This is a genomic window from Pseudonocardia sp. P-1, from assembly GCF_058111925.1.
Map to the genome: position 1 here is coordinate 1,772,389 of NZ_CM176614.1, position 26,992 is coordinate 1,799,380.

General features: G+C 76.3%; 24 protein-coding genes and 1 pseudogene. 14 read left to right on the plus strand and 11 right to left on the minus strand.

Annotated features, from left to right (window positions below; genetic code table 11):
* Positions 1 to 51: 51 nt before the first annotated feature.
* The gene (locus tag AC0GKK_RS08480; protein WP_253069184.1) at positions 52 to 453 is read left to right on the plus strand and encodes a cupin domain-containing protein; all 402 of its coding nucleotides are present in this window, start codon (positions 52 to 54) and stop codon (positions 451 to 453) included.
* Positions 454 to 568: 115 nt separating this feature from the next.
* On the opposite strand, the gene AC0GKK_RS08485 is transcribed toward AC0GKK_RS08480, so the two are convergent.
* From AC0GKK_RS08485 to AC0GKK_RS08500, 4 genes are read right to left on the minus strand one after another with little or no spacing between them, the layout of a single operon-like run.
* Entirely contained in the window at positions 569 to 1,603 is a 1,035-nt protein-coding gene (locus tag AC0GKK_RS08485; RefSeq protein ID WP_489883538.1) for a PHP domain-containing protein, read from the minus strand.
* Positions 1,604 to 1,613: 10 nt separating this feature from the next.
* Positions 1,614 to 3,200, minus strand: a complete 1,587-nt coding sequence (locus AC0GKK_RS08490; protein ID WP_489883539.1) for a CYTH and CHAD domain-containing protein — start codon at positions 3,198 to 3,200, stop codon at positions 1,614 to 1,616.
* 60 nt (positions 3,201 to 3,260) lie between these two features.
* Complete coding sequence (locus AC0GKK_RS08495) at positions 3,261 to 4,748, minus strand: FAD-binding oxidoreductase (RefSeq protein WP_476654081.1); 1,488 nt, start codon at positions 4,746 to 4,748, stop codon at positions 3,261 to 3,263.
* A 40-nt stretch (positions 4,749 to 4,788) separates the two neighbouring features.
* Positions 4,789 to 5,742 (minus strand): NAD(P)/FAD-dependent oxidoreductase, encoded by a 954-nt coding sequence (locus AC0GKK_RS08500; protein WP_489883540.1) that lies wholly within the window; start codon positions 5,740 to 5,742, stop codon positions 4,789 to 4,791.
* Positions 5,743 to 5,815: 73 nt separating this feature from the next.
* On the opposite strand from AC0GKK_RS08500, the gene AC0GKK_RS08505 reads away from it, so the two are divergent.
* Positions 5,816 to 6,427: an MSMEG_1061 family FMN-dependent PPOX-type flavoprotein gene (locus AC0GKK_RS08505; RefSeq protein ID WP_405418782.1), complete on the plus strand. Its 612-nt coding sequence runs from the start codon at positions 5,816 to 5,818 to the stop codon at positions 6,425 to 6,427.
* Here AC0GKK_RS08505 and AC0GKK_RS08510 read toward each other — a convergent pair.
* Positions 6,414 to 7,385 carry an o-succinylbenzoate synthase gene (locus tag AC0GKK_RS08510; RefSeq protein ID WP_489883541.1) on the minus strand — a complete coding sequence of 324 codons (972 nt, stop codon included), beginning with the start codon at positions 7,383 to 7,385 and terminating at the stop codon, positions 6,414 to 6,416. The two genes, AC0GKK_RS08505 and AC0GKK_RS08510, sit on opposite strands and share 14 nt — an antisense overlap.
* A gap of 50 nt (positions 7,386 to 7,435) precedes the next feature.
* Here AC0GKK_RS08510 and AC0GKK_RS08515 point away from each other — a divergent pair, with 50 nt between their 5' ends.
* From AC0GKK_RS08515 to AC0GKK_RS08530, 4 genes are read left to right on the plus strand one after another with little or no spacing between them, the layout of a single operon-like run.
* Positions 7,436 to 8,041 carry a TetR/AcrR family transcriptional regulator gene (locus tag AC0GKK_RS08515; RefSeq protein WP_224403274.1) on the plus strand — a complete coding sequence of 202 codons (606 nt, stop codon included), beginning with the start codon at positions 7,436 to 7,438 and terminating at the stop codon, positions 8,039 to 8,041.
* Positions 8,042 to 8,067: 26 nt separating this feature from the next.
* Positions 8,068 to 8,829 (plus strand): siderophore-interacting protein, encoded by a 762-nt coding sequence (locus AC0GKK_RS08520; RefSeq protein ID WP_489883542.1) that lies wholly within the window; start codon positions 8,068 to 8,070, stop codon positions 8,827 to 8,829.
* Positions 8,830 to 8,881: 52 nt separating this feature from the next.
* Positions 8,882 to 9,622, plus strand: a complete 741-nt coding sequence (locus AC0GKK_RS08525; RefSeq protein ID WP_062400865.1) for a response regulator transcription factor — start codon at positions 8,882 to 8,884, stop codon at positions 9,620 to 9,622.
* A gap of 4 nt (positions 9,623 to 9,626) precedes the next feature.
* Positions 9,627 to 11,129 (plus strand): sensor histidine kinase, encoded by a 1,503-nt coding sequence (locus tag AC0GKK_RS08530; RefSeq protein WP_489883543.1) that lies wholly within the window; start codon positions 9,627 to 9,629, stop codon positions 11,127 to 11,129.
* Here AC0GKK_RS08530 and AC0GKK_RS08535 read toward each other — a convergent pair.
* The 3 genes from AC0GKK_RS08535 to AC0GKK_RS08545 all read right to left on the minus strand — a co-directional run bounded on the left by AC0GKK_RS08535 (position 11,118) and on the right by AC0GKK_RS08545 (position 13,064).
* The gene (locus tag AC0GKK_RS08535) at positions 11,118 to 11,912 is read right to left on the minus strand and encodes a MerR family transcriptional regulator (RefSeq protein WP_405418786.1); all 795 of its coding nucleotides are present in this window, start codon (positions 11,910 to 11,912) and stop codon (positions 11,118 to 11,120) included. The genes AC0GKK_RS08530 and AC0GKK_RS08535 overlap by 12 nt on opposite strands.
* A gap of 349 nt (positions 11,913 to 12,261) precedes the next feature.
* The gene (speG, locus tag AC0GKK_RS08540) at positions 12,262 to 12,801 is read right to left on the minus strand and encodes a spermidine N1-acetyltransferase (RefSeq protein ID WP_226355640.1); all 540 of its coding nucleotides are present in this window, start codon (positions 12,799 to 12,801) and stop codon (positions 12,262 to 12,264) included.
* A gap of 62 nt (positions 12,802 to 12,863) precedes the next feature.
* Positions 12,864 to 13,064, minus strand: coding sequence for a hypothetical protein (locus AC0GKK_RS08545; protein ID WP_062400862.1), 201 nt, complete (start codon positions 13,062 to 13,064; stop codon positions 12,864 to 12,866).
* Positions 13,065 to 13,229: 165 nt separating this feature from the next.
* Between AC0GKK_RS08545 and AC0GKK_RS08550 the strand changes: the two genes are divergently transcribed.
* The 3 genes and pseudogenes from AC0GKK_RS08550 to AC0GKK_RS08560 all read left to right on the plus strand — a co-directional run bounded on the left by AC0GKK_RS08550 (position 13,230) and on the right by AC0GKK_RS08560 (position 15,864).
* Positions 13,230 to 14,900, plus strand: coding sequence for an AMP-binding protein (locus AC0GKK_RS08550; protein ID WP_476654074.1), 1,671 nt, complete (start codon positions 13,230 to 13,232; stop codon positions 14,898 to 14,900).
* 149 nt (positions 14,901 to 15,049) lie between these two features.
* Positions 15,050 to 15,484: pseudogene (locus AC0GKK_RS08555) on the plus strand (sucrase ferredoxin); the annotation flags it as partial.
* 170 nt (positions 15,485 to 15,654) lie between these two features.
* Positions 15,655 to 15,864 (plus strand): hypothetical protein, encoded by a 210-nt coding sequence (locus AC0GKK_RS08560; protein ID WP_489883544.1) that lies wholly within the window; start codon positions 15,655 to 15,657, stop codon positions 15,862 to 15,864.
* Here the strand turns inward: AC0GKK_RS08560 and AC0GKK_RS08565 are convergent.
* Positions 15,861 to 16,646, minus strand: a complete 786-nt coding sequence (locus tag AC0GKK_RS08565; RefSeq protein ID WP_405418792.1) for an HAD family hydrolase — start codon at positions 16,644 to 16,646, stop codon at positions 15,861 to 15,863. The two genes, AC0GKK_RS08560 and AC0GKK_RS08565, sit on opposite strands and share 4 nt — an antisense overlap.
* On the minus strand, positions 16,643 to 17,161 hold the full coding sequence (locus AC0GKK_RS08570) for a GNAT family N-acetyltransferase (protein ID WP_489883545.1): 519 nt from the start codon (positions 17,159 to 17,161) through the stop codon (positions 16,643 to 16,645). Before AC0GKK_RS08570 ends, AC0GKK_RS08565 begins: the two co-directional genes overlap by 4 nt.
* Positions 17,162 to 17,392: 231 nt before the next feature.
* Here AC0GKK_RS08570 and AC0GKK_RS08575 point away from each other — a divergent pair, with 231 nt between their 5' ends.
* The 5 genes from AC0GKK_RS08575 (at position 17,393) to AC0GKK_RS08595 (ending at position 25,398) form a co-directional block, all read left to right on the plus strand.
* A complete protein-coding gene (locus tag AC0GKK_RS08575; RefSeq protein WP_489883546.1) occupies positions 17,393 to 19,510 on the plus strand; it encodes a glycosyltransferase family 39 protein in 2,118 nt (705 codons plus the stop codon).
* Between the two features lie 83 nt (positions 19,511 to 19,593).
* Positions 19,594 to 20,880 carry a bifunctional glycosyltransferase family 2/GtrA family protein gene (locus AC0GKK_RS08580; RefSeq protein WP_489883547.1) on the plus strand — a complete coding sequence of 429 codons (1,287 nt, stop codon included), beginning with the start codon at positions 19,594 to 19,596 and terminating at the stop codon, positions 20,878 to 20,880.
* Entirely contained in the window at positions 20,877 to 23,039 is a 2,163-nt protein-coding gene (locus AC0GKK_RS08585; RefSeq protein ID WP_489883548.1) for a glycosyltransferase family 39 protein, read from the plus strand. Before AC0GKK_RS08580 ends, AC0GKK_RS08585 begins: the two co-directional genes overlap by 4 nt.
* 173 nt (positions 23,040 to 23,212) lie before the next feature.
* A complete protein-coding gene (locus AC0GKK_RS08590) occupies positions 23,213 to 23,764 on the plus strand; it encodes a PH domain-containing protein (RefSeq protein ID WP_251786865.1) in 552 nt (183 codons plus the stop codon).
* Positions 23,761 to 25,398: a PH domain-containing protein gene (locus AC0GKK_RS08595; RefSeq protein WP_489883549.1), complete on the plus strand. Its 1,638-nt coding sequence runs from the start codon at positions 23,761 to 23,763 to the stop codon at positions 25,396 to 25,398. Before AC0GKK_RS08590 ends, AC0GKK_RS08595 begins: the two co-directional genes overlap by 4 nt.
* A gap of 8 nt (positions 25,399 to 25,406) precedes the next feature.
* Here the strand turns inward: AC0GKK_RS08595 and AC0GKK_RS08600 are convergent, their stop codons facing one another.
* Positions 25,407 to 26,969: a helicase HerA-like domain-containing protein gene (locus AC0GKK_RS08600; RefSeq protein ID WP_489883550.1), complete on the minus strand. Its 1,563-nt coding sequence runs from the start codon at positions 26,967 to 26,969 to the stop codon at positions 25,407 to 25,409.
* Between the last annotated feature and the right edge of the window lie 23 nt (positions 26,970 to 26,992).

Below are 26,992 nucleotides of genomic sequence, written 5' to 3' on the forward strand. Positions count from 1 at the left end.
CCCGGGGCCGCTATGAGGACGGACTGCGCGGCCGCCTGCCACAGTGGCGGCGTGGCTCGCCCCGACCTCGCCGTCGCGCTGGACCTCGCCCCGCACCCGGAGGGTGGCTGGTACCGGCGGACCTGGACCTCACCGGTCGTCGTCGCGACCCCGTACGGTCCACGCCCCTCGGCGACGGCGATCCTCTACCTCTTCGACGCCCCCGGCCGGTGGCACCGCGTCCGGTCCACCGAGCTGTGGTGCCGGCACTCGGGTCCCGAGGCGGACCTGGTCCTCGGTGGTGACGGACCGGACCCCGTCCCCGGCGCCCGGTTGCGGCTCGGGCCGGCCGGCCCGCAGCAGGAGGTCCCGCCCGGGGTGTGGCAGCGGGCGGAGCCGGCGGGGCCGGGGGCGGTCCTGGTCAGCTGCGTCGTCTCACCCGGCTTCGACGTCGCCGACTTCGAGCTGCGCTGACCCGGGCGCCCGGGAGCCCGCCGGCGCAGTAAGGTCGGCGGCGCGGCCCTCACCGGCGCAGCGGCTGCAGGGCAGCGCGCAGCGCGGCACGGGGGCAGCACGGGGACGCAGCGGGTCAGCGGCGCAGCAGGCCCGCGAGGTCGCGGGTGTTGCGAATCCGCTCCGGGTCCACCCCGCAGGCGACGGCGCGGGCGCAGCCGTGGTCGAGCCAGTCGAGCTGCCCGGGGGCGTGCGCGTCGGTGTCGATCGTGAACTCGCACCCGGCCTCGACGGCCAGGCGCAGCAGCCGCTTGGGCGGGTCGAGGCGCTCGGGCCGGGCGTTGATCTCCACCGCGACGCCGTGTTCCGCACAGGCGGCGAAGACGGCGTCGGCGTCGAACTCGGACTCGGGGCGCGTGCGGCGGCCGGTGACCATCCGGCCCGTGCAGTGCCCGAGCACGTCGACGTGCGGGTTCGCGACGGCGGTGAGCATCCGCTCGGTCATCTCGTCGCGGGGCATCCGCAGCTTCGAGTGCACGCTGGCCACCACCACGTCGAGCGAGGCGAGCAGGTCCTCGGACTGGTCGAGGGCGCCGTCGTCGAGGATGTCCACCTCGATGCCGGTGAGCACCCGGAAGTCCGAACCGGACGCGGTGATCCGCTCGTTGAGCTGCGCGATCTGCTCGACCTGGCGGCGCAGCCGGTCCGCGGACAGCCCGTTCGCGACGGTCAGGCGCGGTGAGTGGTCGGTGACGACGAGGTAGTCGTGGCCCAGCCCGATCGCGGTCTCGGCCATCTCGGCGAGCGGGGAGCCGCCGTCGGAGGCGTCGGTGTGGCTGTGGCAGTCCCCGCGCAGGCCCTCGCGCAGCCGCAGCGCCGCCTCGGCCAGGGGCACCCCGGTGACGTCGGCGCGGGCGACGGCGTCCTCCAGCCGTCGCAGGTAGACCGGTTCCTCCCCGGCGACGGACTCCCCCACGCAGCGCGCGGTCACCTCGCCGACGCCCTTCAGGTCCGTGAGGCCGCCCGAGGCGTGCAGCCGGGCCAGCTCCTCGGCGTCGCGACCGCGCAGCGCGGCGGCCGCGGTCCGGAACGCGCGCACCCGGTAGGTCGACTCCTGGGCGCGTTCGAGGAGGAACGCGATCCGGCGGAGGTCGGCGACGGCGTCTCTCACCCCGCGCAGGCTAGCGGCGCATCCACCGGCGGGCGCGTCGCGTCCACGCCGTCTCCCACACCGTGGGCAGCCTGCGCTCCAGGTCGAGCATCGTCGCGGTGTCCCGGCCGTGCAGCACACCGAAGGTGAACCCGTTGTCCCGCTCGGCGCCGGCGCGGGCCCCGAGGGTCCGCAGGGTCTCCCGGGAGACGACGGCGTCCTGGTGCTCGCCGAGCACGTCGGAGACCTTCTTGAGCCGCTTCGCGAACGCCCGCGCGTCCTTCCCGACGCTGGGCCGGGCGACCTCGGTGGCGTAGCGGAGCTGCTTGCCGGTCTTGCGGGCGTCGTGCAGCGAGTCGGGGGCGACCTGACCGGCGTCGAGGTCGGCCAGCGCGCGTTCCATCCGCCGCTCCAGCTTGCGGGCCGTGCGGCCCACCATCGCGGGGAGGACGGTGATCGCGGGCTTGCGGGCCCGGCGCGACAGCGGCGGGTCGGCGAGCAGCCGGCGCAGCGCGCCCTGCAGCGCGGCGTAGCGCTCCCCGTCGACGACGTCGAGCACCGCCGCCCCGGTCTCGGCGCGGGTGCGGGCGAAGTGCCGGGTGACGGCGGCCCGCACGGGTCCCAGCAGCAGCTCCGGCTCCAGTGCGGTCAGCCGGGCGTTCAGGCGCTCCTCCTGGACCTCGGCGTCGCGCTCACCGGCCAGCGCCCGGCCCAGCCAGCGCAGCTCGGCGACCACGTGCGCGGCCCGCGGGCCCTCCAGGAGCCCCGCGTAGGTGCGCAGCGCGCTGCGCATCCGGCGGGCGGCGATGCGCATCTGGTGCACCGCGTCCGGGCGGTCGGCGCGCAGGTCCTGCTCGCGCGCGGCGAGCGCGTCGACCTGGTCCCCGAGGTAACGCAGCAGCAGCGCACCGGCGCTGCCCCTGCGCCCGGTCCGCCGCGGCGGGTCGACGGGCGCCGCCTCGGCCAGCAGCGCGGTCAGCCGGGCGTACCCGCCGCGCGGGGCACGGACCAGGCCGGTGGTGCGCAGGGCGTCGTCGAGCTGCTGCAGCAGGGCGGTCCCGGCCGTCCCCGGTTCGACGACGGCCTCGGTCCAGCTCTCGGCGGTCGCGGACCCGCCCAGCGTCGCGACGTCGACCTGCTCGCGGGTCAGGGTGGCCAGGTCGCGCCCGGCGTCGTCGCGCATCCTGCTGACGGTGCGGGTGACGTGCACCCGGCCCACCGGCACCAGCGGCGCGTCGCCGCGGACCCGGCGGACGAGCGCGTCGATGCCGTCGGGGACCGACCGGTCGGCGACGCCCTCGACCTCGCTGCCGGACAGCGGGACGCGCAGGTCGTCGTCGGGGCCGGCGTCGGGCAGCCGCAGCACCCAGGCCGAGCCGGGCGCCACCACCGAGGCCCGGTCGGGCACCACGTGCTCGACGAGGAGCTCGATGCCCGCGGAGAACAGCCGCAGGTCGGCGGTGTCGAGGCGTTCGACCTCGCGGACCTCGGCCGCCACCACCGGCACCACCTCGTGCACGCCGTCCACGCCGGACAGCCGCGGCGCGCCGGTGTGCGCCGGACCCCGGTAGGTCAGGGCGAGCGCGGACGGGACCAGGGCCGGGTCGGTCGTACTCATCCTCCGGGGTTCCCCGGCGCGGGGACGATCACGCGCGGCCATCCGGGCGATACGGCCGGTTCAGACGGCCTTGCCCGGGTTCAGGATGCCGTCCGGGTCCAGGGCCGCCTTCACCGCCCGCTGCAGGGCGAGCACCTCCGGGCCGAGCTCGCGCTCCATCCCGTCGCGCTTGAGCAGGCCGACGCCGTGCTCGCCGGTGACCGTCCCGCCCAGCTCGACGGCCGCGCCGATGATCTCGTCGAACGCGGCGCGGGTGCGGTCCCGGGCGTCCGGGTCGTCGTGCGGGGTGAGCATCAGCGGGTGCAGGTTCCCGTCGCCGGCGTGCGCGACGGTCGCGATCCGGACCCCGCGGCGACGGCCGATGTCCTCGATCCGGGCGAGCATCTCGGCCATCCGCGGCCGGGGGACGCAGACGTCCTCGGTCAGCATCCCCATCCCGAGCTGCTCCAGCGCCGGGTAGGCCATCCGGCGGGCGGCGAACAGCGCCTCGGACTCGGTCTCGTCGGTCGAGGCCATCGCCTCGGTCGCCCCGTGCGCGGTGAACGCGGCCAGGATCGCCTCGGCCTCGGCCTGTGCGGCGGGCTCGGGCAGGTCGGTCTGGGCGATGAGCAGCGCCGCGGCACCGGTCGGCAGGCCCGCGTTGCGCCACGCGTTGACCGCGGCCAGGCACTCCCGGTCGACCAGCTCGAACACCGCGGGCTGCAGCCCCTGCTCGGTGACGGCGGCGACCGCGGCCCCGCAGTCGGCGAGGGAGTCGAAGAACCCGACGACGGTGCGCGGCGCGGCCGGGCGGGCCGGGCGCAGCTTCACGGTGATCTCGGTGATGATCCCGAGCGTCCCCTCCGAGCCGACCATCAGCCCGGCGAGGTCGTAGCCGACGACGCCCTTCGCGGTGCGCCGCCCGACCCGCACGACCTCACCGGTGGCGGTGACGACCTCGAGGGCGAGCACGTAGTCGCGGGTGACGCCGTACTTGACGCAGCACAGCCCGCCCGCGTTGGTCGCGACGTTGCCGCCGATCGTCGACCAGGGCGCCGACGCCGGGTCCGGCGGGTACCAGAGGCCCTGCTCCGCGCAGGCGGCCCGCAGGTCGTCGTTGACCACCCCCGGTTCGACGACGGCGAGCCTCTCCCCCGCCGAGATCTCGCGGATCGCGGTCATCCGTTCCAGGCCGACCACGACACAGCCGTCGACCGCGTTCGCCCCGCCGGACAGCCCGGTGCCCGCTCCCCGCGCGACGACCGGGACCCGGTGGGCCGCACAGGCCCGCACGGTCGCGGCGACGTCGGCGGTGGTTCGTGCCCGCACCACGCAGAGCGGCGTTCCGTACTCGGCCCACTCGGCCTCGTCGTGGACGTAGGGGCGCACGACGTCGGGGTCGGTGAGGACCCGGTCGGCGTCGAGGGCGGCGGCCAGCTCGGCGAGCACCGCGCGCCCGGCGGCGTCCGGGCCGGAGGCGTCCAGCTCCGCGGGCGCGGTGGACCCGCCGAACGGCCGCCCCTCCGGTTCGACGACGACGGGGGCGGCAGCGGTGGCGCGGTCGGGCATGACCACGACGGTAGGTCGCCGACGCCGACGCGGCCAGGGATCAGCGACCCAGGCGTCCCGCGAGCTCCCCGGCCAGCTCCAGCCCGGACAGCCAGGCCGTCTGCACCCGGGACCGGCCCCAGCCGTCCCCGGCCAGGGCGACGCCGTCGTCGTCGAGGTGGAAGGTCTGCTCCCGCGTGCCGGCGGGGGCGGCGAAGCGCCAGCGGTGCACGTGCGTCCAGTCCGGCTCCGCGGTGATGCCCAGCAGCTCCCGGACGGCGGCGGTCATCGCGGGCACCGCGCCGGCGGGGTCGGCGTCGTGGGCGCGGGCGAGGTCGCCGGTGGAGTGCGCGACGAGCACCGGGGCGTCGTCGCCGCGGCGGTCGCCGTCGTCGGCGACGAGGGACAGCACGGGGTGGTCGTTGACGAACGCCGCGGGCAGCCGCGGCCAGTCCCGCGCGGGGAACCCGGCGGTCAGGGCGAGCACCGGGTTCCACGCCCGCCCGGCGACCGCGGCGCCCGCGGGGGTGTCCGGGTCGAGCAGCCGGGCGGCCTGCGGGTCGGGCATCGCCAGCACGACGGCGTCGGCGCGCTCGCCGTCGACGGTCGGGCCGTCCGGGCCGGGGCGGACCCGCTCGACGGTGCGGCCGGTGCGGACGTCGAGGTCACGGGCGGTGTCGGTGACCAGCGACCGCAGCCCGGCCGGCGCCGCGAACCGCAGCGGGCCCGGGTTGTCCGCGCCCCGGCCGGCGCCGTCGAACACCGCGAGGGTGTCGGTCCACCCGCGGACCAGGCCGTCGTCGCGCCAGCGGCGGACGCGGGCGTCGAACCGGTCGTCGGAGACGGTGAAGTAGGCGGCACCGATGTCGGCGGGACGGCCGTCGTGGCGGTGCACCGCGAGCCGTCCCCCGGCTCCGCGGGCCCGCTCGTACACCGTCACGTCCACGCCGCGGGCGGCCAGCTCCGCGGCGCAGGTCACCCCGGCGATGCCGGCCCCGATCACGATCACACCCACACCGGGACCCTAGGCGGGGGTCGCCCCGGCAGCACGTCCACGGTTAGGGTGACCTAACAACGAGGGGGATGCGATGGAACACGTGACCGACGAGGCCAGGCTCCGGGAGATCATCGGCGAGGTCCCCGCGTTCATCCGGGACAAGGCGCGCGACCGGGTCGACCCGGTGACCGCGGAGTTCCTGGCCGCGGCGCCGTTCTTCCTGCTGGCGACGACCGGGCCGGACGGCGTCGACGTCTCGCCCCGGGGCGACCCGGCGGGCTGTCTGCTGGTCCTCGACGAGCACACGATCGCCTTCGCCGACCGCAAGGGGAACCGCAGGCTCGACTCGATGCGCAACATCCTGCACGACCCCCGGGTCGGGATGATCGTCGTCGTGCCGGGGTCGAACGACACCGTGCGGATCAACGGGCGGGCCCGGATCGTGTACCGGCCGGACTTCGCCGACCGGCTCACCGTGAAGGGCTCGACGCCCGAGGTGGCGATCGTCGTCGAGATCGACGAGCTGTTCCTGCACTGTGCGAAGGCGTTCCTGCGCTCGGCGCTGTGGGACACGGCGACCTGGCCGGGCACCGGCGCGGTGCCCAGCGCCGGGAAGCTGGTGAAGGGCCAGTACCGGGTGCCCGGTCCGGTGCGGGCGATCGACGCGGCGCTGCGCCGCGACGGGCGGGTCAACCAGTACTGACCCGGCCGGCGCCGGTGGCCGCGTCGAGCAGGGCGGCGACGCGGTCGTGCCGGTCGCGCCACCAGGCGGCGCGGTCCGGGGCGGCGGCGACCGCGGCCCGGTGCACCGGCTCGGGCGCGACCCGCGGCACGGGCAGGAAGCCCCCCTGCGGGGCGAGCGGCTCGGCGACGACGTCGGCGGCCAGCAGCGAGACCGTCCCGAGCCCGCAGGCGTGGTGCAGCTCCGGCAGCGCCCCGGCCAGCGCGAGTCCGGCGGCGAGCCCGACGCTCGACTCCACCGCGGAGGACACGACGACCGGCAGCCCGACCTCCTCGGCGATCCGCAGGGACCGGCGCACCCCGCCCAGCGGCGACACCTTCAGCACGACGACGTCGGCCGCCCCGGCCCGCACCACCCGCATCGGGTCCTCGGCGCGACGGATCGACTCGTCGGCGGCGATCGGCACGTCCACCTTCCGGCGGACGGCGGCGAGGTCCTCGACCTCCCAGCAGGGCTGCTCGACGTACTCCAGTCCCCCGGCGGCCCGGTCCAGCTCGCCGATCGCGGCGACGGCCGTGTCGACGTCCCAGGCGGCGTTGGCGTCCACCCGGACCAGCCCGGCGGGGCCGAGCGCGTCGCGGACGGCGGCGACGCGCTCGACGTCCCCGGACAACGGGGCACCGGCGTCGGCGACCTTGACCTTCGCGGTGGTGCAGCCGGAGGCGCGCACGATCCGCTGCGCGTGCTCGGGGCCGACGGCGGGCACGGTGCAGTTGACCGGCACGCGGTCGCGCACCGGCTCCGGCCAGCCCATCTCGGCCGCCTCGCGGGCCGCGGCGAGCCACGCGACGGCCTCGCGGTCGTCGTACTCGCGGAAGGGGCAGAACTCCCCCCAGCCTGCCGGGCCGGGCAGCAGGAGGCCCTCGCGCACGGTGATCCCGCGGAACCGGGTGGTCATCGGCATGGAGTAGACGTCCATTCCCGCTCGCTTCCTACCGCCAGTAACTTACTGCGGGTAAAGTCTCCGACGTGACCGCGCAGACCGTACCCGGCCCCCGCCGCCGCGTGCCCAGGGCGGAGCGGGAGCGTCAGATCGTCGACGCGGCCGTCGCCGTCTTCGGCGAGCGGGGCTACGCCGAGGTCTCGATGGAGCAGGTCGCGGAGCGGGTCGGGGTCACCAAGCCGGTGCTCTACACCCACTTCGGGTCCAAGGAGGGCCTGCTGCTGGCCGCGATCGCGCGGGCCCGGTCCGAGCTGCTCGACGTCGTCGCACAGGCGGCGGGGGCCGCGGAGTCGCCGGAGGCGATGCTGCGGGGCGGGACGCTGGCGTTCTTCCGCTACCTCGACCGGCGGGCGCCCGCCTGGCAGCTGTTCTGCTCCGAGGCCGGGGTCACCGACACCGCGCTGGAGGAGATCCGCGCCCAGCAGACCGACTTCACCGCCGCCCTGCTGGCCGCGCAGGTCCCCGGCACCGAACCGGCCCGGCTGACCGGCTGGGCGCAGGTGATCGTCGGGGCCTGCGAGCGGCTCGCCGTCTGGCGCGGCCAGGACGAGTCGGTCACCGCCGAGCAGGCCACCGAGTACCTGATGGACCTGGTCTGGACCGGCCTGGCGGGCCTCGGCCACCGGGCCTGAGCGCGCGTCCGGGACAATTCCCGGCCATGAGCACGACCGCACCACGCCTGCTGCAGGTGGCCCGCACCGAGCGGGTCACCCCCGGCATGGTCCGGGTGACCCTGACCGGCGAGGAGCTGGCCGGGTTTCCCGGGCACGGCCCGGACCGCCGGATCAAGATGTTCTTCCCGGTCGAGGGCCAGGAACGGCCCGCCGTCCCGCGCGCCTCGACCGGCGGACCGGTCTGGCCCGCCGGGGAGGCCCGCCCGGCGATCCGCACCTACACGGTGCGCCGCTTCGCCCCCGACGCCGGCGGCCACGGTGAGCTCGACGTCGACTTCGTCGTGCACGCCGGGCACGGCCCGGCCGCCGCCTGGGCCGTGTCGGCCGCTCCCGGGGACTGGGTCGGGGTGTCCGAGCCCGGCGGGCGCTGGGAGCCGGACCCGGCCGCCGTGCACCACCTCGTGATCGGCGACGAGTCCGCGCTGCCCGCCATCGCGACCGTCTGCGAGGCCCTCGCCGAGGCCGCCCCCGGGGTGCCGGTCCGGGTCGTCGCCGAGGTCGCCGACGCCGGCGAGGAGCAGACCCTGCCCGGCGACGCCGCCGTCACCTGGGTGCACCGGGGCGACGCCCCGGCGGGTGAGCCGCTGGTCGCGGCGGTGCGGGCCGCGCAGCTGCCGGGCGGGCGCGGCCAGGCGTGGCTGTCCGGGGAGTCCGCCGCGGTCAAGGAGCTGCGCGCGCACCTGCTCGGCGAGCGGGGGTTCGACCGGCGCGCCGTCTACGCCACGGGGTACTGGCGCGCCCGGTGAACCGACAGCCGGCGCACAGCTGTCGCACAGGTTCGTGCGGTGTGCTCCTAGCATGACCGAGGTGATGGACCGGGACGCCGACCCGCTGCGCCGCGCCGACGGCGGCCCGATCCGGGTGCTCGTGGTGGACGACGAGTCGACGCTGTCGGACCTGCTGTCGATGGCCCTGCGCTACGAGGGCTGGGAGGTCCGCGCCGCCGCCGACGGCATGTCCGCGGTGCGCCACGCCCGCGAGTTCCGCCCGGACGCGATCGTGCTGGACGTGATGCTGCCCGACGTCGACGGCTTCGAGGTGCTGCGCCGGGTCCGCGCCGACACCCCCGAGGTGCCGGTGCTGTTCCTGACCGCGCGCGACGCCGTCGAGGACCGGGTCGCGGGCCTCACCGCGGGCGGCGACGACTACGTCACCAAGCCGTTCTCGCTGGAGGAGCTGGTCGCGCGGCTGCGCGGGCTGCTGCGCCGCGCCGGGATGGCCGCCGCCCAGCGCTCCTCGGAGCTGGTCGTCGGCGACCTGGTGCTCGACGAGGACGCACACGAGGTGTCGCGCGCCGGCGACCCGGTGGAGCTGACCGCGACCGAGTTCGAGCTGCTGCGCTACCTCATGCGCAACCCGCGCCGGGTCCTGTCGAAGGCCCAGATCCTCGACCGGGTGTGGAACTACGACTTCGGCGGCCAGTCCAACGTGGTCGAGCTCTACGTCTCCTACCTGCGCAAGAAGATCGACGCCGGGCGCCGGCCGATGATCCACACGGTGCGCGGCGCGGGCTACGTGCTGCGTCCCGCGGCGGAGTGACCCGGTGGTCGTCACCCGCGTCTCCGGCCGGGTCCGCTCGCTGCGGGCCCGGCTGGTCGTCACGGTGCTGCTGCTGTTCACGGTGGCCTGCGTGGCGATCGGCGTCGCGACGACGCTCTCGCTCGACCGCTACCTGTCCACCCGGCAGGACCACGAGCTGTCGTTCTCCCTGGAGGGCTTCATCGCCCAGCAGACCGGGCGCGCCCCCGGGCGGCTGACCCAGGACGAGGGCGACGGGACCGGCACCCCGGCCGGGGACGGCGGCCGGCGCCCCGGCCCACCCGACGGGGTGTTCCTCGGGCCCGGCCCGAGCGCGAACGCGATCGGCGCGGTGTTCGACGACGGCCGTGTCGTCGTGGCCCGGCTCGCCCAGCGCGGTGGCACCAGCACCGCGGTGTCCGGCGACGACCTCGGCGCGCTCCGGTCGGTGCCCGCCGACACCGCACCGCACGACGTCACCCTGTCCCTGGGCGACTACCGGGCGGTCGGCTGGACCGAGGGGACGACGACCTACCTGATCGCGCAGCCGGACAACGCCGGTGCCACCGTGACCAGGCTCGTCGTCACCGAGCTCGTCGTGCTGGGCGGGGCGGTGGTGCTCGCGGGCATCGCGGCGGCCGTGCTGGTGCGCCGTGAGCTGCGCCCGCTCGAACGCGTCGCCGGCGTCGCCGCGCAGGTCGGGGGCCTGCCGCTGGACCGGGGCGAGGTCCACCTCGCCGCCCGCGTCCCCGACCCCGACCCGCGCACCGAGGTCGGCCAGGTCGGCACCGCGCTCAACCACATGCTCGACAACGTCGAGGGCGCGCTCGCCGCCCGCCAGGAGTCCGAGACCCGGCTGCGGCGCTTCGTCGCCGACGCCAGCCACGAGCTGCGCACCCCGCTCACGGCGATCCGCGGCTACGCCGAGCTGTCGCGCCGCGAACGCGACCCGGTCCCGGAGCGGACCACGCACGCACTGGCCCGGATCAGCTCGCAGGCCGAACGCATGTCCACCCTGGTCGAGGACCTGCTGCTGCTCGCCCGGCTCGACGCGGGCCGCCCGCTGGAGCGCGCCGAGGTGGACCTCACCCGGCTGGTCCTCGACGCCGTCGGGGACGCCCACGTGGCGGGCCGCGACCACCGCTGGTTCCCGCACCTGCCCGACGAGCCGGTCACGGTCACCGGTGACGCCCACCGGCTCGCCCAGGTGGTCACCAACCTGCTCGCGAACGCCCGCACCCACACCCCGCCCGGCACGACGGTCACCGTCTCCCTCGACCGGCCCGTCCCCGGCCGGGTCCGGTTGCGGGTCGCCGACGACGGCCCCGGCATCGCCCCGGACGTGCTGCCGCGGGTGTTCGAGCGGTTCGCCCGCGGTGCGGAGGGACGCACCCGCGCCGGGAACGACACCCCCAGCACCGGGCTGGGCCTGGCGATCGTGGCCGCGGTCGTCGCCGCCCACGACGGGACGGTCGGGGTCGACAGCGACCCCGGCCGGACGGTGTTCACCGTCGACCTACCGGTCTGAGTACGGCTCCGCGGCCCCGGGGTCGACGGGCGGGTCGGCCGGGGCGAGGTCGGTGGACAGCCGGCGGATGAAGTCGTCCATCGCCTGCTGCATCGTCTGGCGGAAGGCGCCGAGCAGCGACTGGGTGGCGACCGGCTGCAGGGCCTCGACCGCCGTGCGCAGGTCCGCGACGCCGCTGCGGGGCAGCCCGGCCGCGACGTGCGCCGCCCAGACCTGCTCCCGGAACAGCTCGACGAAGATCTCGGCGATCTCACGGGTGCGGGTCAGCAGCTCGTCGCCGACCTGCTGCACCGCCTCCGGGGCCAGACCGAGGGCGACGGCGTGCGCCCCGGAGCGGACCATCGACGGGTTGAGCACACGCAGCCGCCCCGGGCCGGTGCGCTCGATCATCCCGGAGGCGACCAGCTGCCCGACGAACTCCGGGGACGTCCGGGCGCCGGCCCACTCGGCCAGGTCCTCCTCGGCGAGCTCGACCGGCTCCTCCGGCTGCCACGGGGCGAGCATGCCGCGGTAGAGGCGCAACGCCTCCTCGGCGCTGCCGGAGGGAGTCTGGTTGATCAGCACGCCGATCGCGGCGAGCGAGAACCCGCGCCGCTGCAGGCCGGCGATCAGCTCCAGCCGGGCCAGGTGGACAGGGCCGTACCAGGCGGTGCGCCCGCGCATCTCCCCCGGCTGCAGCAGCCCGCGGGACAGGTGGGCGCGCACGTTGCGGACGGTCATGCCGGCACGCGCGGCGAGCGTGTCGATCGGGAACTCGTCCCCGGCCGTCGGCGTTCCGGACATCGGGGCGGATCCTACCCGGGGCAACCGGGCGCGCACGGCGACGACGGGCGGGCCGCAACCACCCCGTGACCCGCGGCGACGACGGTCGCGGGCGCTCACCCGACGATCAACGATGTCATCGGTTGTCCGATCCGCACCGCGACATCGAGCAGACCCCGACCCACACCCGGTTCTTGCTGGTCATGGGCGCAGCGTAGCGGAACGTTGACACGACTACGTGGCGGGATAGTACTGTTCATGGGTGTCGTCGTCATCACGGTCGACGCGCCCGACCCCGGTCGCATGCCCGCGACCGGTGCCTGCCGGGCCGGCCGACGGGTCCCCCTCCCTGCCGGCCGGCCCGGTGCGGTCAGCGCGGTCCGTCGACGGTGCGCCCGAGGTGCTCACGCTGCAGCACCGCCATCCGGTACGCGTCGTGGTAGCGGCCGCTGGCGAAGTACTCCTCGCGCAGCTCGCCCTCGACGACGAAACCGGTGCGTTCGTAGGCGCGTACGGCACGGGCGTTGTCGACGTCGACGACGAGGTACACCTTGTGCAGGTTCAGCACGCCGAAGGCGTAGTCGAGGGCCGCGGCGGTGGCGCGGGCGGCGAGACCCCGGCCCTGGAAGGCGGGGGCGACGATGATCTGGAACTCGGCGTTGCGGTGGATGTAGTCGATCTCCACCAGCTCGACCAGGCCGGCGCGCTCGCCCGCGCAGTCGATGATGAACCGCCGCTCGCGGTTGTCGTGCACGTGCCGGGCGAAGATCTCCTGCAGCTCGACGAGCGACTCGTAGGGCTCCTCGAACCAGTACGACATGATCCCGGAGTCGTTCGACAGTCCGTGGACGAACGGCAGGTCCTCGCGCTCGAGGGCGCGCAGCCGCATCTCGGGGGTGGGCGTGCTCATGGGGCCTCCGCGGTCGGCGGACCCGGTGCCCGCCGACCCGGGAACCTACGAGGCCGGGGCGTTCAGCGCCCGGCGCGGGCCCGCTGCGGCGTGCAGGACGGACAGTCGCGCCACGGCAGGGCGCGCGCGTCGGCGGGCCGGGCCGCACCGCAGCGGCAGACGCCGGCGAGGCCGCCGAACCCGGGCATCGACTTGGTCGGACGTCCCGCGCGGACCAGGGTGCGGCCGGAAGCGGACGTGCGTGTGGGCAGGTAGAGGCGCATCAGGATCCCCGACGGTGTGTGGTGGAGAGTTCGGCGACCTGTGGGTCGCCGAGGGACACATCGTCTTCACGCTACGAAACATGACGGACATGCTCAGTGACCTCTGACACAGATCCCCGCACCGGACCCGGCGACCCGACGGGTGGCCCTGACAGACTGCGCCGCATGGCTGGCTCCCCGCTGCTCCAGAACCTCTCCGGCACCGCCCGTACCGCGTACGAGCTGGGCAGCGGCACCGCCCGCGCCGCCGTGGCCCTGACCCGCTCGGGTGTCGTCCGCCCGCTCGGCCCCGGGAAGCTGTACGGGATGGGCCGGGCGCTGGTGCGCTACGGCAACAGCATCACCGCCGCGTTCGCCGTCGGCGCGGCCCGCCACCCGTACCGGCTCGCCGTCGTCGACGACGACGGGGTCACCACCTACGCCGAGCTGGAGGCCCGCACCGACAGCCTCGCGCTGGCACTGCTCGACTCCGGTGCCGGGCCGGGCGCCCCGGTCGGCGTGCTGTGCCGGAACGCCCGCGCGCCGATCGAGGCGATGGTCGCGGCGGGCAAGGCGGGCGCCGACGTCGTGCTGGTGAACACCGGGCTCTCGGCCGAGCAGCTGCGCGGGGTGCAGGAGCAGCAGCAGCTGCACACCCTCGTCGCCGACCCGGACTTCCTCGACATCGTCCCGGACGGGCCGCGCGTCGTGCTGACCCGCACCCCGGACGGGCCGCGCCCCGCGGGCGACCGCGCGCTCGACGACCTCGAGGCGATGGTCGAGCGCGGCGGGCCGGGCGAGCTGCCGTTCAAGCCGGAGCCGTCCAAGCAGATCGTGCTGACCTCCGGCACCACCGGGACGCCGAAGGGCGCCAAGCGGCCGCACCCGTCGACCCTCGCCCCGGCGGCGTCGATCCTGTCGGCGATCCCGCTGCGCGCCGGTGAGCCGACGCACATCGCCGCGCCGCTGTTCCACACCTGGGGCAACGCGGGGCTGCTGCTCGCCTCGCTGCACGGCGCGACCGTCGTACTGCGCCGCAGGTTCACCCCCGAGGGGTTCCTCGACGCCGTGCGCGAGCGCCGGTGCACGACGGTGTTCGCGGTGCCGGTGATGCTCCAGCGCGTCCTGGAGTCCGAGGCCGAGGGCTGGGGCGACGGCTGGGACGACCCGGCGGGCCCGCGGATCGTGGCCGTCTCCGGGTCGGCGCTGCCCGGCGGGCAGGCCAACCGGTTCATGGACCGCTTCGGCGACTGCCTCTACAACCTCTACGGCTCCACCGAGGTCTCCTGGGTCTCGATCGCCGGACCGGAGGACCTGCGCGACGCCCCCGGCACCGCGGGCCGCGCCCCGGCCGGGACCACCCTGGTCATCCTCGACGACGACGACCGGCCCGCCGCGGCAGGCGTCGACGGCCGGGTGTTCGTGGGCAACGACCTGCCGTTCGAGGGCTACACCGGCGGCGAGGACGGCCTGGAGGAGCGCGACGGGCTGCTCGGGACCGGCGACGTCGGACACCTCGACGAGCAGGGACGGCTGTTCCTCACCGGCCGGGCCGACGACATGATCGTCTCGGGCGGGGAGAACCTGCACCCCGGCCCGGTCGAGGAGCTCGTCTCGGGGATGGACGGGGTGCGCGAGGCCTGCGTGCTCGGGGTGGACGACGACGAGTACGGCCAGCGCTTCGCTGCTTGGGTGGTGCTCGAGCCGGGAGCCGACGTCACCGCGGACGCGATCCGCAGCCGGGTGAAGTCCGACCTCGAGAAGTTCGCCGCCCCACGGGACGTGCACTTCCTGGACGAGCTGCCGCGCAACCAGACCGGCAAGGTCCTGCGCACGGAGCTCCCCGGCCGGGAGTGACCCGACCGGGCGTCCCGGGTTGAAGTCAGGGAAACCTTCCCTAAGATGGCCCGATGACGGTCACCGCGGCACGTGGCGCACTCGGCGGTCCCCCCGCCGGGGCGCCCGCCGGGGGCTGTGCCGGGCTGAGCGAGGCCGTCGGCGAGCCGATGACCGGCACCGCGCCGCACGTGCGCCGCCTCGTCGCCGTCGAGCACATCGGGGCGTGGCCGCGGAAGGTCGCCGACCATCCGGACCCGGCGGTCACCGCGTTGTCCGACCGGCTCCGCGCCGACGACGTCGTCCTCCTGCTGATCCGCCGCCCCGGCCGCGAGGGCCGCTGCGACGCCGACGGCGACCGCACCGTCTACGTCGCCGACCTCGCCCCGGGCTGCTCGCGGGCGTGGTCGCGCACCGTGCGCGGCACCGACGACCTCGCCCGCATCGACCTCGACCCGGGCGCGGGCACCCCGGTCACCGATCCGGTGATGCTGGTGTGCGCGCACGGCAGGCGTGACGTCTGCTGCGCCGTCCGGGGCCGCGCGCTCGCCGGGGAACTGGTCGCCGAGGGCGCCGACGTCTGGGAGTGCACCCACCTGGGCGGGCACCGGTTCGCACCGACCGCACTGGTGCTGCCCACCGGCTACGCCTACGGCCGCCTCGACACCGGCGGCGCGCTGGCCGCGCTGAAGGCCGCGGCCGGGGCGGCGTCGACCCGTGGGGCTGCCGCGGGCACACCGGGCTGGACCCGGTCCGCCAGCTCGCCGAGCTCGCCGTGCGCGAGCACACCGGCATCGGCGACGCCGCAGCACTGCTCGTCGACGCCGTCGACGGTCCCGGGGACGTCACGGTCCGGTCCCGCGACGGCCGCGTCTGGACCGTGCCGGTGGTCCTCGACACGTCGCTGCCGCCGCGGCCGCCGTCGTGCGGGGCGGCCCTCGAGGCGGCGACGCCGCTGGTCGCCGGCACCCCCGTCGAGCACTAGCCGAACACGCGCTCCAGGGCGCGGGCCAGGCCGTCCTGCGCGACGGTGCCGGTGGACTCGTCGGCGTCGGCGTGCACCTGCGGCGGGGCCTGCCCCATCGCGATCCCGCGGCCCGCCCAGCGCAGCATCGCGCGGTCGTTGTCGCCGTCGCCGACGGCGAGGACCTCGGAGCGGTCGACGCCGAGCCGGGCCGCGACCCGCGCGAGCCCGGACGCCTTGGACACCCCGGCCGGCACCAGCGTCACCCACGGCAGCTCGTGGTCCAGGGTCGGCTCGGTGCCGGGAACGTGCAGCCGGGCCGCGCGGACGGCGGTCTCGTCCGGATCGCGCCCCGGCCAGTACATGACGAGCTTGGGCGTCGGCTCGTCGAGCAGACCGGCGCGGCCGACCTCGGTCACGGTGCCGGCGAGCACGCCGTCCGGGAACGGGGCGCTGACCCGCTGCCCGACCCCGACGTGCTCGCAGGCGAACACCGCCCCCGGGAACAGCTCGGTCATCGCGTCGAGGGCCGCGGTCACGGCCTCGGGGGCGAGCCGCTCCATCGCCAGCACCCGGCGGGTCGCGGTCTCCATCTCGACCGCACCGTTGGAGGTCAGGGTGACGCCGTCGCGCAGCCCGATCGCGTCCAGCGCGCCGGCCACGCCGACGACGGTCCGGCCGGTGCACAGCATCACCTCGGCCCGGGTCCCGGCGAGCGCGATGGCATCGAGGACCGCGGGGCTCGGGGGCCTGCGCCCGTGGACGATGGTGCCGTCGATGTCGAGCGCGACGAGCCTGATCACGTGGTCGACCCTACGTCGAGCCGGAACCGTGCGACGCCGTCGCGGGTCCCGGTGGGGCGCATCCCGATCCGCTGCAGCACCCGCTCCGAGGCGGGGTTGTCGGGCTCGACGCCCGCGACCAGCGGGGACGCCCCGGCCGAGCGGGCCAGCGCGAGCAGCAGGCGGGCGGCCTCGACGGCGTAGCCGCGGCCGCGCCGGGACGGCACCACGCCGTAGCCGAGCTCGACGGCGGCCGGGCCCTCGTCGGGGGCGGGGAACAGGCCCGCGCCGCCGACGACCGTGCCGCCGTCGCGTTCGACGAGCAGACGGTGCCCGAGCTCGCCCCAGCCCGGCCCGGCCGGATCGCGGGCGAGCAGCCGGGCGATCGTCCGGTCGCCCTCGGCGGGGAAGTCCGGCGCCCAGTCGCCGCGCCGGGTCCCGGCGACGACGGCCGCCGCGACCTCCGGGGTCCAGCCGGGCAGCAGCAGTCGTGGCCCGGCCAGGACCGACTCCGGGGTCGACGCGGGGACCGGCACGTCGCCGATCCTCCCCCGCACCCGCCCACCCCGCACCGCGGCGCCGTCCCGCGTCACACCACCCGCGTCCGCCCGGCGTCCCTGCGTCCCTGCGTCGATCAGTACATGAGGGCTGGCACGACCCGGGCTCGCAGCGCTCAGGTACTGATCGACGGGCCGGGGGTGACCGGCACAGGTGGTTCACAGGTCGATCACCGGTTCCGCACAGCGCGGCGGAGCAGCGTCGCCCGGGTGACGAGCACCCTGTCCCGGCCCCGGCCCGCCCCCGCACCGTCCCCGCCGCCGACCCGCCGGTGGCGGCACCTGCCGCTCGCGGTGCTGCTCGCCGCGACGGCCGCGCTGTACCTGTGGGGTCTGTCGGCCTCGGGCTGGGCCAACGCGTTCTACGCGGCGGCCGCGCAGGCGGGCGGGCAGAGCTGGTCGGCGTGGTTCTTCGGCGCCTCCGACGCGGCCGGCGGGATCACCGTCGACAAGGCGCCGGGGGCGCTGTGGCCGATCGGGCTGGCGGTGCGGCTGTTCGGGCTGTCGAGCTGGAGCGTGCTGGTGCCGCAGGCGCTGATGGGCGTCGGCGCGGTCGCGCTGCTGCACGCCGCGGTCCGGCGCGTCGCCGGGCCGGGGGCCGGGCTGGTGGCCGGGGCCGCGCTCGCGCTCACCCCGGTCGCGGTGCTGATGTTCCGCTTCGACAACCCCGACGCGATGCTCGTGCTCGTCCTGACCGGCGCCGCCTACTCCCTCACCCGGGCGGTCGAGCAGGGCCGCACCCGGTGGCTGGTGCTCGTCGGTCTCCTGGTCGGCTACGGCTTCCTCACCAAGATGCTGCAGGCCTTCCTGGTGCTGCCGGCGTTCTCCGCCGTGTGGCTGCTCGCCGCCCCGCTCGCCTGGTGGCCGCGGATCCGGGCGCTGCTCGTCGCCGGTGCCGCGCTGCTGGTCTCGGCGGGCTGGTGGGTGCTCGTCGTGGAGCTGTGGCCGGCCGCGGACCGGCCCTGGATCGGCGGCTCCCAGGACGACAGCGTGCTGGAGCTGGTCTTCGGCTACAACGGCTTCGGCCGGCTCACCGGCGACGAGGTCGGCTCCGTCGGCGGCGGCGCGGGCGGACGTGCCGGTGGCTGGGGCGAGACCGGGCTGCTGCGGCTGTTCGGGTCGGAGATGGGCCGGGAGGCGTCCTGGCTGCTGCCCGCGGCGCTGGTGCTGCTCGGGGTCCTGCTGTGGTGGACCCGGCGGGCACCGCGCACCGACCCGCTGCGTGCGGCGACCGTGCTGTGGGGCGGCTGGTTGCTGGTCACCGGGCTGACGTTCAGCCTGATGGCCGGGATCGTGCACAGCTACTACACCGTCGCGCTGGCCCCGGCGGTCGCCGCGCTGGTCGGGATCGGCGGGGCGACGCTGTGGCGGGACCGTGCGTCCGCGGCCGCCCGCTGGTGGCTGGCCGCGGCGGTCGCGGCGACGGCGGTGTGGGCGTACGCGCTGCTGCCCGCGGCCTGGCTGGGATGGCTGCGCCCGGCGATGCTCGTGGTCGGGCTCGGCGCGGCGCTCGCCCTGCTCGGGGTGCACCGGATGCCGCGGGTGCTGGCCACCGGGGTGCTCACCGCGGCGCTGCTGGCGGGGGCCGGTGGGACGACGGCCTGGGCGCTGGGGACGGCGGCGACCCCGCACACCGGCGCGATCCCGAGCTCCGGGCCGGAGGGCTACGCGTCCGGACCGGGCGGGGGCCGGGGTGGCCCCGGCGGGATGCGCGGGCCGTGGGCCGGTTCCGGGGCCGGCGCCCCGGGTGGCGCATCCGGCCCGGCCGGAACCGTCACCGGTGGGGCCGTCGGGGCACCGGGCGCGGCCGGGGGCGGCGCGGCTGCGGGCTCGGCCGGGACCGGTGGGGCCGCGGGCGCACCGGGTGCCGCGACGGCGCGCGGGCCGGGCGGCCGGTGGGCCGGTGGCGGACCCACCCGGGGGCCGGGGGTTGCCGGCGGGCGCGGCGGCGGGCCGGGCGGCATCCTCAGCGCCCCCACGCCGTCGTCGCAGGTCACGGGGTTGATCGCGGCGGACGCGGACGACTTCACCTGGGCCGCGGCCACGGTGAGCTCCATGCAGGCGGCGGGCTACCAGCTCGCCTCGGGGGCACCGGTGCTCGCCGTCGGCGGATTCAACGGCACCGACCCCTACCCGACGCTCGCGCAGTTCCGGCAGATGGTGGCGCAGCACCGGATCCACTGGTTCGTCGGCTCCGCGGGCAGCGACATGATCTCCACCGCCTCCGGCGGCAGCGACGACGCGCGCCTCATCGCCGAGTGGGTCGCGGCGACGTTCCCGGCCCGCACCGTCGACGGCGTCACCCTCCACGACCTGAGCGCGTCGTGACCCGGCGGGCGGCCGACCGGCTCACAGCCGACGCACAGGTCGATCACACGGCCACGACAGCGCAGGCCCCGATCGTCGATCCCATGACCACAGTCGTCGCCGGCCCCGCCACCGGCACCCATCCGGGCCACCCCGAGGCGCGTCCGTCCGACCGCGGCCGGACCGTGCTCGACATCGTCGTCCCCGTCTTCGACGAGGAGCGCGACCTGGAGTCCTCGGTGCGGCGCCTGCACGCGTTCCTCACCTCCGGGTTCCCTTACTCCTTCCGGATCACGGTCGCCGACAACGCCAGCACCGACGCCACCCCGGTGATCGCCGGGCGGCTGGCCGCCGAGATCCCCGAGGTCCGCACGGTGCGCCTGGAGCAGAAGGGCCGCGGCCGCGCCCTGCGCCGGGTCTGGTCGGACTCCGACGCCGATGTCCTCGCCTACTGCGACGTCGACCTGTCCACCGACCTCGGCGCGCTGCTCCCGCTCGTCGCCCCGCTCGTGTCCGGGCACTCCGACCTCGCGATCGGGACCCGGCTGGGTCGCGGCTCGCGGGTGGTGCGCGGCCCGAAGCGGGAGTTCATCTCGCGCAGCTACAACCTGATCCTGCGCGGCGCGCTCTCGGCCCGCTTCTCCGACGCCCAGTGCGGGTTCAAGGCGATCCGCTCCGACGTGGCGCGGCGGCTGCTGCCGCTGGTCGAGGACACCGGCTGGTTCTTCGACACCGAGCTGCTGGTGCTGGCCGAGCGGTCCGGGCTGCGCATCCACGAGGTGCCCGTCGACTGGGTCGACGACCCGGACTCCAGCGTGGACATCGTGGCGACGGCCGTCGCGGACCTGAAGGGCGTGTGGCGGGTCGGCCGGGCACTGGCGACGGGCGCGCTGCCGCTCGCCGAGGTCCGCGCGCAGCTCGGGCGGGCGCCGCTGGCCCCGCCGGAGGTGCCCGGGGTGCCCCGGGCGATGCCGTTCCAGCTGGCCCGCTTCGCCGCGATCGGCGTCGCGTCGACGGTGGCGAACCTGCTGCTGTTCCTCACCCTGCGCGGGATGCTCGGGCCGATCGCGGCGAACGTCGTCGCGCTGCTGGTCTGCGCGGTCGCCAACACCGCGCTGAACCGGCGGTTCACCTTCGGGGTCCGTGGCCGGGACCGCGCGGTCACCCACCAGTTCCAGGGGCTGATCGTGTTCGCGCTCGGCCTCGTCCTGACCACCGGCGCCCTCGCCGTGCTCGGCGTCGTCGCACCCGGCGCGCACCTGGCCGTCGAGGCCGCGGTGATCGTCGGGGCCAACCTGGTCGCGACGGTGCTGCGCTTCGTCCTGTTCCGCTCCTGGGTGTTCCGCACCCGGTCCACCACCGCACCGCTCGAGAAGGCGACCGCCGCATGACCAGCACCCTCGACCGGTTCCCCACCCGGGCCGACCCTCCCCCGCCCCCGTCCGACGGTCCGCGCCGCTGGACCCGGCCCGTCCCGGTCGCCGCGCTGCTCGTCGCGACGGGCGCGTTCTACCTGTGGAACCTGGGCGCCTCGGGCTGGGCCAACTCCTTCTACGCCGCCGCGGTGCAGGCCGGGGCGGACGACTGGACGGCCTTCTTCTTCGGCTCCCTCGACCCGGCGAACGCGATCACCGTCGACAAGCCGCCCGCGTCATTGTGGCCGATGGAGATCTCCGCACGGATCTTCGGGTTCTCGTCCTGGAGCCTGCTGGTGCCGCAGGCGCTGATGGGCGTCGCCGCGGTCGGGCTGCTGTACGCCGCGGTGCGCCGGGTGTCCGGGCACGGCGCCGGGCTGCTCGCCGGGGCACTGCTGGCGCTGACGCCCGTCGCGGCGCTGATGTTCCGCTTCGACAACCCCGACGCGCTGCTGACGCTGCTGCTCGTCGCGGCGGCGTATCTGCTGGTCCGGGGCCTGGAGGACGGCCGGACCCGGTGGATCGCCGCGGTCGGGCTGGTGCTCGGGTTCGCGTTCCTGACCAAGTCGCTGCAGGCGTTCCTGGTGCTGCCCGGTCTGGCCCTGGCCTGGCTGTGGGCCGCACCCGGCCGTCCGTGGCGACGGGTGTGGCAGCTGCTCGTCGGCGGTGCCGGGATCGTCGTCGGCGCCGGCTGGTGGCTGCTCGCCGTCGCGCTGTGGCCGGCCGACGCCCGCCCGTACATCGGCGGGTCCGGGGACGACACCCCGCTCGGCCTGGCCTTCGGCTACAACGGGCTGGGCCGGATCGTCGGCGGCGAGGGCGGCCGCGGCCGTGACACCGTGGGCGACGCCGCGGCCGGTGCGTTCCCGGGTGGCGCCCCCGCCGGTGGCGGCATGCCGCCGGGTGGTCCGGGTGGTGGGAGCTTCGGCGGTCAGGCCGGGTTCCTGCGGATGTTCGAGACGTCGTTCGGCACCCAGGTCTCCTGGCTGCTCCCGGCCGCGCTGCTGCTGCTCGTCGCAGCGCTGGTGGTGCGCGGCCGCGCGGTGCGCACCGACGCCGTCCGCGGCTCGCTGCTCGTGTGGGGCGGCTGGACGCTGGTGACGGTGCTGGTGCTGTCGTTCATGGAGGGGATCGTCCACCCCTACTACACGGTCGCGCTGGCGCCCGGGATCGCGGCGCTGGTCGCGGTCGGCGGTCGCGAGCTGCTCGGGCACCGGGACGCCCGGTGGGTCCGCGGGGTGCTCGCCGTCGCCGTCGCCGGGACCGCGGTGTGGGCGTTCGTGATGCTCGGCTGGTCGCCGCAGTTCCTGCCCTGGCTGCGCTGGGTGGTGCTGGTGGCGGGCGTCGTGGCCGGCGCGGCCCTGCTGGTCCCCGCCCGCGGACGGCGGTGGCTCGCCGTGGCACTCGGCGTCGCGGTCCTGAGCGGGGTCGCCGCCCCCGCGGCCTACGCGGTCCAGACCGTGGCGACCCCGCACGAGGGCTCCATCCCGACCGCCGGGCCGGAGGTCGCCGGAGGCGACCGGGGCCCGGGCGGGTTCCGCGACCGGCGGGGCGACCGGGACCGGGGCCTGGACGGGACCGGCGCGGCGGCTGCCGGCGCTCCCGGGGCCCCGGCGGCGGCAGCTCCCGACGGCACCGGGGCCCCGGTAGCGGCAGCTCCCGGTGGTACCGGAACCCCGGCCGGTGCCGACCCGTCGGCCGGCGGCGGACTCCCGGCCGGTACCGGGCAGGGCGGCGCGGGTGGGCCGGGCGGGACGTCCGGCGGCGGTCCGGGGACCGAGCGGACCGGCGCGCAGGTCGTCGCGCTGCTGCGGGACGCGGGTCCGGCCCGCTGGGCCGCGGCGACCGTCGGCTCGCAGGGCGCGGCGTCGATGATGCTCGCCGCGGGCGGGGACACCGCCGTCATGGCGATCGGCGGCTTCTCCGGCAGCGACCCCTACCCCACCCTGGACCGGTTCCGGCAGTACGTCGCGCAGGGCGAGGTCCGGTACTTCGTCAGCGGCGGCGGGCGAGGTGGCCCCGGCGGTGGTCGCGGCGGCACCGGGGCGGAGATCGCCGCCTGGGTCGCGCAGCACTACACCGCGACGACCGTCGACGGCACCACCGTCTACGACCTGTCCGCACCGGCCCACTGACCGTCGTCGCCCGCCGAGTGGCACACCTCGTACCCGGACCCGGATCCCGGACGCACGTGGTGTGCCACTCGGCGGCACCCCTCGGTCGGCCACGCCCCCACTTTCGGCCACAGTGGGATCTCCGACGGCGTGCTCGGATGCTCCCGCCGGGTGCCGTTCGGCAGAGTGGGACCATGACCGCCACCGGCCCCCGCACCGGCGACCCCGGACCCGGGGTCCCGACCGACGCGCTGCCGCTCCCGTTGCGCCCACCCGCGAACCGGGTCGACCCCCGCGCGATCTGGTGGTGGCGGCTCTCGGCGGTGCCGGTCCCGCTCGTGCTGCTCGCCGGCCAGGTCGTCGCGTGGTTCCTGCTGCCCGCGGTCCCGTGGCACGGGGTGCTGATCGCGACCGTGGTGCTGACGGTGCTGTGGCTGCTGGTCGGGACGCTCGTCGTGCCCGGTCTGCGGTACCGGCTGCACCGCTGGGAGGTGACCGAGGACGCCGTCTACACCCGATCGGGCTGGCTGGTGCGGGAGTGGCGGATCGCGCCGATCCCGCGGGTGCAGACCGTCGACACCGAGCACGGCCCGCTGCAGCAGGCGCTGCGCCTGGCGACGGTGACCGTCACGACCGCGTCGGCCCGCGGCCCGGTCCGCATCGCCGGGCTCGACGCCGACGCCGCCGCCGAGCTCGCCCGCCGGCTCACCGAGACGACCGGGCGGCACAGCGGGGACGCGACGTGACCGAGCCCGCACCCGTCGCACCCGCGGACGGCACCGGCACGACCCCCGACGAGGTCGGCTGGCGACGGCTGCCGGGCCGGATGCTGCTCGTCGGCCCGGCCACCGCGCTGCTGCGGCTGGCCCCCGCGCTGGTCGTGCTGGTCCTGTTCGGCGCGGGCAGCGGCAACTCCACCCAGGTCTGGATCGCGGGGGCGGCGGTCGTCGTCGCGGTCGCGGTGGGCGTCGTGCGCTGGCGCACCACCCGCTACCGGATCACCGACGAGCGCGTCGAGCTGCACAGCGGACTGCTGAACCGGCAGCGCCGCTCGGTGCCGCGGGACCGGATCCGCACCGTCGACCTGACCGCACCGCTGCTGCACCGGCTCGTCGGGCTGTCGGTGGTGAAGGTCGGCTCCGGGCAGAGCGGGTCGGACGCGGGCCTCGACCTCGACGCCGTCACCACCGACGAGGCCGAACGGCTGCGCCGCGAGCTGCTCGCCCGCCCCGCCCCGGCACGCGGACCGGCCGCGGTCGCCGGCGGGACCGGGGCGGACCGGGCCCGGGTCGAGGGGGACGGTGCCGACGGCAACGGTGCCGACGGGGACGCGGCCGCCGGCGACGGGACCGCAGGCCCGGCCGATCACGTCGACCCCGCGGGCGCAGAGCTCGACCGGATCCGCTGGTCCTCGCTGCGCTTCGCCCCGCTGACGGTCAGCTCGCTGGCCGCGATCGGTGCGCTGGCCGGCGCCGGCTGGAACGTACTCAACGAGACCGGCCTCGACCCGCGCTCGCTGCCCGGCGCGGACGCCGTCGCCGGGGAGCTGTCGGCCGCGCCGGTCTGGGCGACGGTGCTCGTCGCGGTCGGGCTCCTGCTGCTGGTCATGGTCGCAGGCAGCATCGTGCTGTTCGTGGAGCGCTGGTGGGACTACCGGCTCAGCCGCGAGCCCGACGGCACGCTGCGGGTGCGACGCGGCCTGCTGACCAAGCGGTCGCTGTCGGTGTCCGAGCAGCGGCTGCGCGGGGTGACGGTGTCCGAGCCGCTGCTGGTGCGTGCCCTGGGCGGCGGGGCCCAGGCCGGGGCGCTGACCGTCGGGCTCGCCGGGGAGGACACGGACTCCGGCGGTGGCGCACTCGGCCCGCCGGTGCGCCGCGCGCACGCCCACGCCGTCGCCGCGACGGCCGCACGCGCGACCGGCCCGGTCACCGACGGCCCGCTGCGGGCGCACCCGGCGCGGGCCCGGACCCGGCGCCTGGTGCGCGCGGTCGGCCCCGCGCTCGTCCCGGCCGTCGCCCTCGGGGTGGTCGCCTGGTTCGACGCCGCGGTCTGGCCGGTCGTCGTCGGCGTTGCGCTGGTCGTGGTGGCCGTACCGCTCGCGCTGGACCGCTACCGCGCCCTGGGGCACCGGCTCGACGAGCGCTACCTCGTCGCCCGGCACGGGTCGCTGCTGCGCACGACGACCGCGCTGCGCCGCGACGGCGTCATCGGATGGCGGGTGCGGCAGAGCCTGTTCCAGCGCCGCGCCGGGGTGCTGACGCTGGAGGCGACCACCGCCGCGGGCGGCGGGGCGGTGCGGGTGCTGGACCTCGACCCCGCCGACGCCGTCGCGCTGATGGCCGCGGTGACCCCGGACGCGGTCGCCCCGTTCCGGGTCTGACCCGTGGGTCAGCGACGCCGGCGGGTCCCGAACAGGCTGCGGGTGATCTCGCGGGTCACCGTGTTGGTGAGCTGACGACCGGTCGGCGACTGCAGGAAGTCCCCGATCTTGGAGAAGAATCCGCCGCCCGGCGAGTCCTGCGGCGGGGGCGGCGGGGCCTGGCCCGGCTCCGGGGCGGGTGCCGGGGGCGCCTCGACCGGCGTCGCCTCGCCGCCCGGCCCGGCCGCGATGCTCGCGGTGAGCTTCTCGTAGGCGGATTCGCGGTCGACCATCTGGCCGTACTTCGCCTGCAGCGGTGAGGCGGCGGCGTCGGCGCGGACGTCGTCGACCGGCAGGGCCGCCATCAGCGAGCGCGGGGCCCGCAGCCGGGTCCAGGCGACCGGGGTGGGCGCGCCGCGCTCGGACAGCACCGTGACGACCGCCTCACCGGTACCCAGCGAGGTCAGCGCCGACTCCAGGTCGTAGACGTCGGACTTCGGGTAGGTCCGCACCGTGCGCGACAGCGCCTTCTGGTCGTCCGGGGTGAAGGCCCGCAGCGCGTGCTGGATCCGCGCGCCCAGCTGGGACAGCACCTCGTTCGGCACGTCGGTGGGCAGCTGGGTGCAGAAGAAGACGCCGACGCCCTTGGACCGGATGAGCTTGACGGTCTGCTCTATGCGGTCGAGGAACGCCTTCGAGGCGTCGGTGAACAGCAGATGGGCCTCGTCGAAGAAGAACACCAGCTTGGGCCGGTCGAGGTCGCCCGCCTCGGGCAACTCCTCGTACAGCTCGGCGAGCAGCCACATCAGGAACGTGGAGAACAGCACCGGGTTCGCGGCGCGTTCGGTCAGCTCCAGCAGGGTGACGACGCCCTTGCCGTCGATCTGACGCATCAGGTCGGCGGGGTCGAACTCGGGCTCGCCGAAGAACTCCTCGCCGCCCTGGGCCTCCAGGTTGACCAGCGCGCGCAGGATGACCCCGGCCGTCGCCGGGGAGACCCCGCCGATGCCCTTGAGGTCGGCCTTGCCCTGGTCGGAGGTGAGGTGCGCGATGACCGCGCGCAGGTCCTTGGTGTCGAGCAGCGGCAGCCCGCGCTGGTCGGCCCAGTGGAAGATCAGGCCGAGGGTGGACTCCTGGGTGGCGTTGAGGCCGAGCACCTTGGCCAGCAGGATCGGGCCGAACTGGGTCAGCGTCGCCCGCACCGGTACGGCGACGCCGCCGTCGCCCAGCGACAGGAACTGCACCGGGTACGCGGTCGGGACCCAGTCGTCGCCGGTGTCGGTCGCGCGGGCGGTGACCTTGTCGTTCGGCTCGCCCGCACGGGCCATGCCGGACAGGTCGCCCTTGACGTCGGCGAGCAGGACCGGGACCCCGGCGTCGGACAGCTGCCCGGCCAGGGCCTGCAGGGTCTTGGTCTTGCCGGTGCCAGTCGCCCCGGCCACCAGGCCGTGCCGGTTCAGCGTCGCGAGCGGGATCCGGACCCGTGCCTGCGGGTCGCACACCCCGTCGACCAGGACGGCGCCGAGCTCGAGCGCGGCCCCCTCGGTGGCGTATCCGGCGGCGATGGTGCGGGCAGGTGTGTCGTCAGCCACGGCGCGAGCCTAGGGCACTCCCC

What these genes read in the sequence shown, in the direction of transcription:
- speG (WP_226355640.1), bottom strand. Translation starts at nt 12,801, where the DNA reads ATGAGCACGCCCACCCCCGAGATGCGGCTGCGCGCCCTCGAGCGCGAG.
- AC0GKK_RS08525 (WP_062400865.1), top strand. Translation starts at nt 8,882, where the DNA reads ATGACCGAGGTGATGGACCGGGACGCCGACCCGCTGCGCCGCGCCGAC.
- AC0GKK_RS08505 (WP_405418782.1), top strand. Translation starts at nt 5,816, where the DNA reads ATGGAACACGTGACCGACGAGGCCAGGCTCCGGGAGATCATCGGCGAG.
- AC0GKK_RS08545 (WP_062400862.1), bottom strand. Translation starts at nt 13,064, where the DNA reads ATGCGCCTCTACCTGCCCACACGCACGTCCGCTTCCGGCCGCACCCTG.
- AC0GKK_RS08510 (WP_489883541.1), bottom strand. Translation starts at nt 7,385, where the DNA reads ATGGACGTCTACTCCATGCCGATGACCACCCGGTTCCGCGGGATCACC.
- AC0GKK_RS08580 (WP_489883547.1), top strand. Translation starts at nt 19,594, where the DNA reads ATGACCACAGTCGTCGCCGGCCCCGCCACCGGCACCCATCCGGGCCAC.
- AC0GKK_RS08535 (WP_405418786.1), bottom strand. Translation starts at nt 11,912, where the DNA reads ATGTCCGGAACGCCGACGGCCGGGGACGAGTTCCCGATCGACACGCTC.
- AC0GKK_RS08585 (WP_489883548.1), top strand. Translation starts at nt 20,877, where the DNA reads ATGACCAGCACCCTCGACCGGTTCCCCACCCGGGCCGACCCTCCCCCG.
- AC0GKK_RS08495 (WP_476654081.1), bottom strand. Translation starts at nt 4,748, where the DNA reads ATGCCCGACCGCGCCACCGCTGCCGCCCCCGTCGTCGTCGAACCGGAG.
- AC0GKK_RS08590 (WP_251786865.1), top strand. Translation starts at nt 23,213, where the DNA reads ATGACCGCCACCGGCCCCCGCACCGGCGACCCCGGACCCGGGGTCCCG.
- AC0GKK_RS08490 (WP_489883539.1), bottom strand. Translation starts at nt 3,200, where the DNA reads ATGAGTACGACCGACCCGGCCCTGGTCCCGTCCGCGCTCGCCCTGACC.
- AC0GKK_RS08520 (WP_489883542.1), top strand. Translation starts at nt 8,068, where the DNA reads ATGAGCACGACCGCACCACGCCTGCTGCAGGTGGCCCGCACCGAGCGG.
- AC0GKK_RS08550 (WP_476654074.1), top strand. Translation starts at nt 13,230, where the DNA reads ATGGCTGGCTCCCCGCTGCTCCAGAACCTCTCCGGCACCGCCCGTACC.